This is a genomic window from Streptomyces otsuchiensis (genome assembly GCF_004305975.1).
Lineage (GTDB): Bacteria > Actinomycetota > Actinomycetes > Streptomycetales > Streptomycetaceae > Streptomyces > Streptomyces otsuchiensis.
Map to the genome: position 1 here is coordinate 34,310 of NZ_BHZI01000009.1, position 10,175 is coordinate 44,484.

8 protein-coding genes are annotated in these 10,175 nt (G+C 69.1%); 2 read left to right on the plus strand and 6 right to left on the minus strand.

Translation table 11 applies throughout. The features are described 5' to 3' along the window. Positions 1-59: 59 nt before the first annotated feature. The 6 genes from E0D90_RS01960 to rpsL all read right to left on the minus strand — a co-directional run bounded on the left by E0D90_RS01960 (position 60) and on the right by rpsL (position 6,915). Complete coding sequence (locus E0D90_RS01960; protein ID WP_103501100.1) at positions 60-1,760, minus strand: monocarboxylic acid transporter; 1,701 nt, start codon at positions 1,758-1,760, stop codon at positions 60-62. Further along, the gene (locus E0D90_RS01965) at positions 1,757-2,125 is read right to left on the minus strand and encodes a DUF485 domain-containing protein (protein WP_103501101.1); all 369 of its coding nucleotides are present in this window, start codon (positions 2,123-2,125) and stop codon (positions 1,757-1,759) included. Before E0D90_RS01965 ends, E0D90_RS01960 begins: the two co-directional genes overlap by 4 nt. Positions 2,126-2,493: 368 nt before the next feature. Then, the gene (tuf, locus tag E0D90_RS01970) at positions 2,494-3,687 is read right to left on the minus strand and encodes an elongation factor Tu (protein ID WP_130796365.1); all 1,194 of its coding nucleotides are present in this window, start codon (positions 3,685-3,687) and stop codon (positions 2,494-2,496) included. A 233-nt stretch (positions 3,688-3,920) separates the two neighbouring features. Beyond that, a complete protein-coding gene (gene fusA / locus E0D90_RS01975; protein WP_103501103.1) occupies positions 3,921-6,032 on the minus strand; it encodes an elongation factor G in 2,112 nt (703 codons plus the stop codon). Positions 6,033-6,070: 38 nt separating this feature from the next. Further along, positions 6,071-6,541 carry a 30S ribosomal protein S7 gene (rpsG, locus tag E0D90_RS01980; RefSeq protein ID WP_103501104.1) on the minus strand — a complete coding sequence of 157 codons (471 nt, stop codon included), beginning with the start codon at positions 6,539-6,541 and terminating at the stop codon, positions 6,071-6,073. A gap of 2 nt (positions 6,542-6,543) precedes the next feature. Then, positions 6,544-6,915 (minus strand): 30S ribosomal protein S12, encoded by a 372-nt coding sequence (gene rpsL, locus E0D90_RS01985; RefSeq protein ID WP_103501105.1) that lies wholly within the window; start codon positions 6,913-6,915, stop codon positions 6,544-6,546. Positions 6,916-7,218: 303 nt separating this feature from the next. Between rpsL and E0D90_RS01990 the strand changes: the two genes are divergently transcribed. Then, positions 7,219-8,568 carry an LCP family protein gene (locus E0D90_RS01990; protein WP_227869925.1) on the plus strand — a complete coding sequence of 450 codons (1,350 nt, stop codon included), beginning with the start codon at positions 7,219-7,221 and terminating at the stop codon, positions 8,566-8,568. 185 nt (positions 8,569-8,753) lie between these two features. Further along, positions 8,754-10,148: an outer membrane protein assembly factor BamB family protein gene (locus E0D90_RS01995; RefSeq protein ID WP_130796366.1), complete on the plus strand. Its 1,395-nt coding sequence runs from the start codon at positions 8,754-8,756 to the stop codon at positions 10,146-10,148. Positions 10,149-10,175: the final 27 nt, after the last annotated feature.

Genomic DNA, 10,175 nt, shown 5'->3' on the forward strand with positions numbered 1-10,175 from the left:
CCGGACAGGCCGCCCAACCGGACGGGCCGGCCACCCGGGTGGGCGGCCGGCCCGGTGGATCAGTGCTTGCTGGCTCCCTCCGCACCGGCGCCGGTGAGGGCGCGGACCTGGAGCTCGGCGAACCTCACGGCGTCGTTCTCCCGCGAGGTCAGCGTGCCGATGACCGCGCAGAGCACACCGATGGGCACCGACACCAGGGCGGGGTTCTCCAGCGGGAACCAGGCGAAATCGATGTTCTCGGGGAACAGCGACAGGCTGTTTCCGTCGGCGTCGGTCTTGCCCGACACCACCGGCGAGAAGAAGACCAGTCCCACCGCGGCGATCAGACCGCCGTAGATGCCGGCCAGCGCGCCGTTCGTGTTGAACCGCTTCCAGAACAGGCTGAGCAGGATCGTCGGAAGGTTCGCGGAAGCCGCGATGGCGAATGCCAGCGCCACCAGGAACGCCACGTTGAGGTTCTGGGCGAAGACCGCCAGCACGATCGCGATCGTCCCGACGCCGAACGCCGCGAACTTCGCCACCCGGATCTCGTCGCGCTCGCTGGCCTGTCCCTTGCGCAGCACGTTGTTGTAGAAGTCGTGCGCCAGTGACGAGGAGGAGGCGATCGTGAGGCCCGCGACCGTCGACAGGATCGCGGCGAACGCGACCGCGGCGATCAGGGCCAGCATCACAGCGGCGAGGAAGTCACCGCCGAAGTGGGCCCCGACCTGCTCGGCGAGCTGTGGCGCGGCGGTGTTGCCCGCGGCGTTCTGCTCGACGATCGCGTCCCGGCCCACCATGGCGGCGGCACCGAAGCCCAGCACCAGGGTCATCAGATAGAAGGTGCCGATCAGGCCGATTCCCCAGTTCACCGACTTCCGCGCGGTCTTGGCGTCGGGCACGGTGTAGAAGCGGATCAGGATGTGCGGCAGGCCCGCGGTGCCGAGCACCAGCGCCAGCCCGAGACTGATCAGGTCCAGCTTGTTGATCATGGTCTGCCACGCGTCGCCGACGACTTCTCTGCCGTAGACCTGGCCGGGTTCGAGGAACGCCGCTCCCGCCCCGCTCGCGTCGGCCGCGTCGTTCATGAGCGCCGCGAGGTCGAACTTGTAGACCGCCAGCACCATGATGGTCAGCAGGGCTGCGCCGCCCATCAGCATGCCGGCCTTGATGATCTGTACCCAGGTGGTGCCCGTCATCCCGCCGAAGGTGACGTAGACGATCATCAGGATGCCGACCACGACGATGCCCGCGATCTTCGCGGTGTCGGCGCTCATCCCCAGATAGGTCTCGCCGGGCTGGATTCCGAGGAGCAGTGCGATCAGCGCGCCGGCACCGACCATCTGCGCGAGCAGATAGAAGATCGACACGGTGAGCGTGGAGACCGACGCCGCCGTCCGCACCGGGCGTTGCCGCATGCGGTACGAGAGCACGTCCGCCATGGTGTAGCGGCCGGAGTTGCGAAGTAGCTCGGCGACGAGCAGCAGCGCCACCAGCCAGGCGACGAGGAAGCCGATCGAGTAGAGGAAACCGTCGTAGCCGAAGAGCGCGATCGTGCCGGCGATGCCGAGGAAGGACGCCGCGGACATGTAGTCACTGCCGATGGCGAAGCCGTTCTGCACCCCGGAGAAGCCTCGGCCACCGGAATGGAAGTCGCTGGCGGAGTTGACCCGCCGGCTGGCCCACACCGTGATCAGCAGGGTCACCGCGATCATCACGGTGAAGAGGATGACGGTGATCAGGCGGCTCTCCGCGGAGACGCCCTGCGCGAGTACGTTCATCGGTCACGCCCTCCGTTCTCCAGTTCCTCGCGGAGCTCGTCCGCCAGCGGGTCGAACCGGCGGTTGGCGAAGCGGGAGTAGGCGATGGCGATACCGAAGGTCGAGACGAACTGGAGCAGTCCGAAGACCAGCGCCAGGTTGAAGTTGCCCACCAGCTGGGTGGACATGACGCCGCGGGCGTAGGCGGACATCACCACGTAGAGGAGGTACCAGGCGAGGAACGCGATCGTCATGGGGACCACGAAGCGCAGCAGTCGGCTCCGCAGCTCCAGGAACCGGGGGTCCTCGTGCATGGCCACCGAGCGGGTCCTGAGATCGTCTTCCGGTGGCTCGCTGGCCTCCGTTGTCGCTGGCTGGGTCGTCATGACCGGCTCCTGTGTCGGGGACGTCTCACCCGGGGGGCGCCCGGATGAAGGGGGTGCGTTCGCGCGAATGTAAGGAACGTCACTCGCACATGGCAGTGGGCCTACCTGCCGAGTCGCTGAAAGCGGAGTACCCGCGCCGAACGGTCACCCGGTGTGCGACGAACGGTCTACGAACGGGCGACGAACGGTCGCCGCGCACGTCACGGCCGTCCCCGGTCGCCGGCCCGCGGACGCGGCCCGGCGCTCGACCGCCTGCCTGTCCCACCCCGTTCCGGACATGCGACAGGGCCCGGTCCCACCGCACGAAGCGGTGGGGCCGGGCCCTGTCAAGGCCGTTCACGGCCGCCCCTGCGAACAGGGGCGTCAGATCACTTGAGGATCTTGGTGACCTGGCCGGCGCCCACGGTCCGACCACCCTCACGGATGGCGAACTTCAGGCCCTCCTCCATGGCGATGGGCTGGATCAGCTCAACGCGCATCTCGGTGTTGTCGCCCGGCATGACCATCTCGGTGCCCTCGGGGAGGTGCACCACACCGGTCACGTCGGTGGTACGGAAGTAGAACTGCGGGCGGTAGTTGTTGAAGAAGGGGGTGTGACGGCCACCCTCGTCCTTCGACAGGATGTACGCCTGCGCCTCGAACTCCGTGTGCGGGGTGACCGAGCCGGGCTTGATGATGACCTGGCCGCGCTCGACGTCCTCGCGCTTGATGCCGCGGAGCAGCAGACCGACGTTCTCACCGGCCTGACCCTCGTCCAGCAGCTTCCGGAACATCTCGATGCCGGTGACCGTGGTGGTGGTCTTCTCTTCCTTGATGCCGATGATGTCGACGGTCTCGTTGACCTTGAGGACACCACGCTCGATGCGGCCGGTGACGACCGTACCGCGACCGGTGATGGTGAAGACATCCTCGATCGGCATGAGGAAGGGCTTCTCGACGTCGCGCTCCGGCTGCGGGATGGCGTCGTCGACGGCCTTCATGAGCTCCAGGACGGACTTGCCCCACTCGGCGTCGCCCTCCAGCGCCTTCAGCGCGGAGACCTTGACGACGGGAACGTCGTCGCCGGGGAACTCGTACTCGGAGAGCAGCTCACGGACCTCGAGCTCGACGAGCTCCATGATCTCCTCGTCGTCCACCATGTCGGCCTTGTTCAGCGCGACGACGATGTACGGAACGCCGACCTGGCGGGCCAGGAGCACGTGCTCCTTGGTCTGCGGCATCGGGCCGTCGGTGGCGGCGACCACGAGGATGGCGCCGTCCATCTGGGCGGCACCGGTGATCATGTTCTTGATGTAGTCCGCGTGACCCGGGCAGTCGACGTGGGCGTAGTGACGGCTCTCCGTCTGGTACTCGACGTGCGCGATGGAGATGGTGATACCACGCTGACGCTCTTCGGGCGCCTTGTCGATCTGGTCGAAGGCCGAGGCCTCGTTCAGGTCCGGGTACGCGTCGTGCAGCACCTTGGTGATCGCCGCGGTAAGAGTGGTCTTACCGTGGTCGATGTGACCGATGGTGCCGATGTTGACGTGCGGCTTAGTCCGCTCGAACTTCGCCTTCGCCACTGGGGTCCTCCTGATGGACTGGTGCTGGACGCCCCTCCGCGTCTTACGGAGAGGGTCAGGTGGTCTTACCGAAGCGGCCAGGACCCCGAGGGGGACGCCCTTGGCCGGTTCGCTGGGGGTCTGGCGGTCCGGGGCACCCCGGCCGACCGTCCTCTCGGACGATCCGGCCGGGACAAAGGCCCCGTTTGCCGTTTTGCTCCAGCTTAATGGGTGAGTGATCCGGGGTCCCCGGACTATTCGCCCTTGGCCTTCGCGATGATCTCTTCGGAGACGTTCTTGGGAACCTCACCGTAGGAATCGAACTGCATGCTGTAGCTGGCCCGGCCGGAGGTCTTGCTCCGGAGGTCGCCGACGTAACCGAACATCTCCGACAGCGGGACGAGGGCCTTGACGACCTTGTTGCCCGTGCGGTCCTCCATGGCCTGGATCTGGCCACGGCGGGAGTTGATGTCACCGATCACGTCACCCATGTAGTCCTCGGGCGTGGTGACCTCGACGGCCATCAGCGGTTCGAGGATGGCCGGGCTGGCCTTCCGCGCGGCCTCCTTGAACACCATGGAACCGGCGATCTTGAAGGCCATCTCGGACGAGTCGACGTCGTGGTAGGCGCCGTCCAGCAGCGTCACCTTGACACCGGTCAGCGGGTAGCCGGCGAGCACGCCGAACTCCATCGCTTCCTGGCAGCCGGCGTCCACCGAGGGGATGTACTCCTTGGGGATGCGGCCACCGGTGACCTTGTTCACGAACTCGTAGCCGTCACCCTCGAGAGGCTCGAGAGCGATCTGCACCTTCGCGAACTGGCCGGAACCACCGGTCTGCTTCTTGTGCGTGTAGTCGATCTTCTCGACCGCCTTGCGAAGCGTCTCGCGGTAGGCCACCTGCGGCTTGCCGACGTTCGCCTCGACCCGGAACTCCCGCTTCATGCGGTCGACCAGCACGTCGAGGTGGAGCTCGCCCATCCCCTTGATGATGGTCTGGCCGGTCTCCTCGTTCGTCTGGACCTGGAAGGACGGGTCCTCCTCGGCCAGCCGCTGGATCGCGACACCCAGCTTCTCCTGGTCGCCCTTGGACTTGGGCTCGATGGCGACCTCGATGACCGGGGCCGGGAACTCCATCGACTCCAGGATCACCGGGTTCGACGCGTCGGAGAGGGTCTCACCGGTGGTGGTCTGCTTGAGACCCATGACGGCGACGATGTCGCCGGCACCCACCGAGCTGATCTCCTCACGCTTGTTCGCGTGCATCCGGTAGATCTTGCCGATCCGCTCCTTCTTGCCCTTCACCGAGTTCAGCACCTGGGTGCCGGTCTCGATGCGGCCGGAGTAGACGCGGATGAAGGTCAGCCGGCCGAGGTGCGGGTCGCTGGCGATCTTGAACGCCAGCGCCGACATCGGCTCGTCCTCAGAAGGCTTGCGGGCGATGACCTCGTCCGCGTTCTTCGGGGACTGACCCTCGATCGCCTCGACGTCCAGCGGCGAGGGGAGGTAGCGGACCACGGAGTCGAGCAGGGGCTGAACGCCCTTGTTCTTGAACGCGGTGCCGCAGAAGACCGGGGTGATGGTGACGTCGCCCTCGGCGAGGGTGATGCGGCGGATCGCCGCGCGCAGCTGGTCCTGGGTGGGCTCGGTGCCCTCCAGGAACAGCTCCATCAGCTCCTCGTCGTTCTCGGAGACGGCCTCGACCAGCTTGGCGTGGTACTCGTTCGCCTGGTCCTGGAGGTCGGCGGGGATGTCGACGGTGTCGTACATCTCACCGAGCTTGGTCTCCTCGGACCAGACCAGCGCCTTCATCTGGACCAGGTCGACAACGCCCTGGAAACCGGCCTCGGCACCGATCGGCAGCTGCATGACCAGCGGGACGGCGTGCAGCCGCTCGACGATCATGTCGACGCAGCGGAAGAAGTCCGCGCCCGTGCGATCCAGCTTGTTCACGAAGCAGATGCGCGGCACGCCGTACCGGTCCGCCTGACGCCAGACGGTCTCGGACTGCGGCTCGACGCCGGCCACACCGTCGAACACGGTGACAGCACCGTCGAGCACCCGCAGGGAGCGCTCCACCTCGACGGTGAAGTCCACGTGCCCGGGGGTGTCGATGATGTTGATCGTGTGATCGACATCGTCGAGCGGCCAGTGGCAGGTCGTCGCGGCGGACGTGATGGTGATGCCGCGCTCCTGCTCCTGCTCCATCCAGTCCATCGTGGCAGCGCCGTCGTGGACCTCACCGATCTTGTAGCTGACGCCGGTGTAGTACAGGATCCGCTCGGTGGTGGTCGTCTTGCCCGCGTCGATGTGGGCCATGATCCCGATGTTGCGGACCTTGGCCAGGTCAAGTGAAGTGGTAGCCATAAGGCTTCAGTCTTCTCTCGGTCTCGATGGGGTAGCGACTACCAGCGGTAGTGCGCGAAGGCCTTGTTGGACTCGGCCATCTTGTGAGTGTCCTCACGCTTCTTGACGGAAGCGCCAAGGCCGTTCGACGCGTCGAGGAGCTCGTTCATGAGCCGCTCGGTCATCGTCTTCTCACGGCGGGCACGGGAGTAGCCCACGAGCCAGCGCAGGGCCAGCGTCGAGGAGCGGCCCGGGCGAACCTCCACCGGAACCTGGTAGGTGGCGCCACCGACTCGGCGGGAGCGGACCTCCAGGGTCGGCTTGACGTTCTCCAGTGCGCGCTTGAGCGTGATGACCGGGTCGTTGCCGGTCTTCTCACGAAGCCCTTCGAGGGCGCCGTACACGATGCGCTCGGCGGTGGAGCGCTTGCCGTGCAGGAGCACCTTGTTGATCAGGGACGTCACCAGAGGAGAGCCGTAGACCGGGTCGATGTGGACCGGGCGCTTCGGGGCAGGGCCCTTACGAGGCATTCTTACTTCTCCTTCTTGGCGCCGTAGCGGCTGCGAGCCTGCTTGCGGTTCTTGACGCCCTGGGTGTCGAGCGAGCCGCGGATGATCTTGTAACGAACACCCGGCAGGTCCCTGACCCGACCGCCACGCACGAGCACGATGGAGTGCTCCTGCAGGTTGTGGCCCTCACCCGGAATGTAGGCCGTGACCTCGATCCCGCTGGTCAGACGCACACGCGCGACCTTACGCAGGGCCGAGTTCGGCTTCTTCGGGGTGGTCGTGAAGACACGCGTGCAGACGCCACGCCGCTGGGGCGAACCGTCGAGCGCGAGAGTCTTGTTCTTCTCGGTCTTGTCCTGCCGGCCCTTTCGGACCAGCTGCTGGATCGTTGGCACAGTCTCTCCGGTTTCTGTGTGCCGTCTCGGTACTACTAACCTGGGCCACATCGCCGACCCACGCGGTCGGGTGTGTCGTAGCTGCCGACCCCACCACGAACGGGTTCCCGTCAGGGGCGGGGGTGCAGATGCGGGGTCCGGCGACGCGAACACGGTCCGCGGGACGGATCGGGACGCGCGCAGGGGACACCCCAGGCACGAGGTCAGAGCCTACCCAGCACACCGGCCACGGTCAAAAAAGAAGGCACGCGCAGCAGGCCCGCGGTGCTTCTCCGGCCGGTCCCCGAGCGGCAGAATGACCGCATGAACAGCGGAGGGGACAGCCCCGGCGACGCCGAGGGTGACATAGCGGGCGAGAGACGGGCAGCGGGAGACCGCCCCGGGAACGAGCCCACGGGCGGTACCGACGACTCGGCCACGGGTGGTTCCGGAGCCGAGGCAGACATACCCAACGGCGACAGCGCTGACACACCCGGCGCAGCCGATTCCACCACCGCGCCCCCGGCAGAGCCCGGGGGCGCGAGCGGTACGGACCACGAGGACGCCGGCGAACGGCCCCGGCCGTCTCGGTACGACGGGACGCCCGGAGAGGAACCCGGGAGCGGCGCCCCGGACACCGGCGGCGACGGCACGGCACCCGCCGCCGCCCCACCCTCCAAGCGCCGACGGCGGCGCTGGCTACGCGTGTTGACCGCTGCCCTCGTCGGCGTCCTGCTGATCGGCGCGGCCGGCGCCGGCTGGGCGTACTGGCGCACCGAGCAGTCCCTCGACTCCATCCAGCGCATCCCGCAGGCGATGCCCACCGTCCCCGAGGAGCAGCAGCCGACCCGGATCGAAGGCGACTCGCTGGTCTTCCTGCTGGTCGGGCTCGACGCCGAGTCCGCCGACACCGGTGTCGGGGACACCGAGATCAACGCGGAGGGCGAACCGGAGGAGTGGAAGGCGGGCGAGGCCCGCAGCGACACCATGATGCTGCTGCAACTGCCCGCCGACCGCTCCACCGCGACCGTAGTCTCCCTCCCCCGCGACAGCTGGGTGGAGGTGCCGGGCCGCGGCAGCGCCAAGCTCAACGCCGCCTACTCCTGGGGCGGTCCGGCGCTGATGGTGGAGACCGTCCAGAACCTCACCGACCTGCGCGTCGACCATCTCGCGGTGATCGACTGGGCCGGCTTCCGGGAGCTGACCGACGCGGTCGGCGGCGTCCGCGTCGACGGCGAGCGGATGGACGGGCGCGCCGCCCTGGACTACGTCCGCGAGCGCAAGGGACTCCCGGAGGGCGACCTCGACCGCACCCGCCGGCAGCAGCACTTCCTCCGTTCGCTGCTGAACCAGACCCTCAGCTCCGACACCCTCTCCAGCCCCTCGCGCCTCAACGGCCTGCTCAACACGGTCGGGGACGTCGTCAGCGTGGACGAGGGCCTCAGCAACGGCGACATCCGCGAGCTGGCCTGGGCTCTGCGGGGCCTGCGCGGCGACGAGGTGCGGTTCATGAACGCGCCGGTCCTCGGCACCGACACCATCGACGGCCAGTCGGTGGTGCTGCTGGACGAGGAGTCCGCCGCACCGCTCTGGAAGGCGATGAAGGAGGACGAGGTCCAGCGGCTGATCGACAGCGGGGAAGCCCCCGACGACCTCGGCGACGACGTGGCCTGACGGGACGCGGGGAACCGGACCGCCCGGCTCCCCCACCCCCGCTCCGACCCGCACCCGCGTGGCCGGCCGCCTCCCGGCCGGGCCACAGCCCTGTCACACCCCGGCAACAGCCCCTGCCGTCCTACCGGTTCGCCGCATAGCGTGAGAAGGCCGGACAGGTACACGGACGACGGGCGGAACACCAGATGACGGGGCGGACACGCCGCGCGCTCACCGGCGCGGCACTGATCACCATGCTCGCGGCCACCGCGTGCGGCGGAGGCGACGCCGACCGGGCCGAGGACGACGGCCCCGGCACGGGCGCTGGCGCTGGCACGGCGGCCACCGTGCTCAGCCCGCTGTGGGAACAGCCGTCGGACGCCCGCGGCTTCGGCGCCGTGTGGACGACCACCGACGCGCTGGTGCTGCGGGCCGGGGACGAGGTACGGGCGCTCGACCCCGCCGACGGCGCACCGCTGTGGACCCTCGACCACCCGGACGGCGCGGGCCGGATCTGTCAGCTGTCCCGTACGGCCGGCGGCTCCGGGATCGGGGGCGTCCTCTTCGCCACCGCCCCGGAACCGGCGGACGACGAGACCGCGGCGGGGAGCCCGGAAGAGTGCTCCCTGGTCGCCGCCGTGGACACCGCGACCGGCGACATCCTGTGGACCGACACCCCCGGCACGGAGACGAACACCGGCACCGACACCGACGCCCCCGACGCCCGCCCCGCGCAGCCGGTCGGCGTCTCCGCCGGTGAGAGCGTGCTGACCGTCAGCACCGGTGACGGCGGACTCCACCGCTACGCCCTCACCGACGGCGCCCACCTGCCCGCCCTCTCCGGCCCGGACGACGCGTGCACCCGTGGGACCGTCCACGACGGCACACTCGTGGCGGCGGTGCGCGACCCGGCCGAGACCGGGACCGACTGCGCGGAGCGGGCCGGCGGCTCACCGCTGCGGCTGGACATCCACGACGCGGAGACCGGCGCGTTGAGCTGGTCGGCCGAGATCGAGCACGAGGCGTTCGCGCTGCGCAGGGTGCTGGCCGGTGACCCGCTGGTGGTGGAGGCCACCGGCGCGCCCTGGGACGGCGCGGCGGTGCTGTCCTTCCCGGACGACGGCGATGGCGCCCGGACGCTCGGCCCCGCCGAGGGCCACATCGGCACGGTGCAGTCCGGCGGCCAGCAGGCCGTGAGCGACCCCGCCCAGCAGCTCCCGGTGTCGGTGGACGGTGTGTTCGTCGCCGCCCATGACGTGCGGACCGGGCTGACGGCGCACGACACGCGGACCGGCGAGGAACTGTGGGCGCGCCAGCAGCCGGACGCCACTCCGGTCGGCGCCCGCGGAACGTCGCTGCTGGCCACCGGCGTGCTCGACGGCGAGCAGCACCTGCTGCTGAGCGACCCCCGGGACCAGGAGTCCACCGAGAGCATCGGGGCCCTGGAGTGCGCCGACTGCGTGCCGCCCGGGCAGGGCGCCGCCGGCGCCCCGAGCAGGCTGTGGGTGGTCGGCACCGACGGCGAACGGTTCTACGCCCTCGTCGACGCCCCGCAGGGCGACCACCTGGGCCGCCTCGTCGCCTACCCCGTCCCCGACTAGAGCCCGGCACCGCCGGCCCGGCACCGC

Bases quoted from the DNA above. Each gene is read 5' to 3' on its own strand.
- rpsG (WP_103501104.1), bottom strand. From the start codon at position 6,541: ATGCCTCGTAAGGGCCCTGCCCCGAAGCGCCCGGTCCACATCGACCCG.
- E0D90_RS01965 (WP_103501101.1), bottom strand. From the start codon at position 2,125: ATGACGACCCAGCCAGCGACAACGGAGGCCAGCGAGCCACCGGAAGAC.
- E0D90_RS01995 (WP_130796366.1), top strand. From the start codon at position 8,754: ATGACGGGGCGGACACGCCGCGCGCTCACCGGCGCGGCACTGATCACC.
- fusA (WP_103501103.1), bottom strand. From the start codon at position 6,032: ATGGCTACCACTTCACTTGACCTGGCCAAGGTCCGCAACATCGGGATC.
- E0D90_RS01990 (WP_227869925.1), top strand. From the start codon at position 7,219: ATGAACAGCGGAGGGGACAGCCCCGGCGACGCCGAGGGTGACATAGCG.
- E0D90_RS01960 (WP_103501100.1), bottom strand. From the start codon at position 1,760: ATGAACGTACTCGCGCAGGGCGTCTCCGCGGAGAGCCGCCTGATCACC.